Below are 245 nucleotides of genomic sequence, written 5' to 3' on the forward strand. Positions count from 1 at the left end.
GTGCAGGCGCCCGTCGATGAAATGCAATGCGGCTCCATCGTCTGCGGCATAACCTGGCTGAACCTCTCCTTGAAGGATCAGGTCATGGTAAGCAGGCCTCCGCTTGCTCTCTCCGTCATAATGCGGGCAATGGCTCCCCGCAAGCAAACCAAGTCCGTTTAGTTTATAAAGCGGGCCGTTTTGCGGATCGGTAACGCACCGCCCATGGCAATTATCTGTTTCATCTCTTCTCCCTCCAGACGTAC

Annotated in this window: 1 protein-coding gene; it reads right to left on the bottom strand. The window is 55.1% G+C overall.

The window, feature by feature from the left end; translation table 11 throughout:
* On the bottom strand, positions 1 to 245 hold a 245-nt coding region (locus ACSNOG_RS33820), incomplete at both ends, for a Type 1 glutamine amidotransferase-like domain-containing protein (RefSeq protein WP_436756491.1).

This window comes from Streptomyces sp. URMC 124 (assembly GCF_051386455.1).
GTDB lineage: Bacteria > Actinomycetota > Actinomycetes > Streptomycetales > Streptomycetaceae > Streptomyces.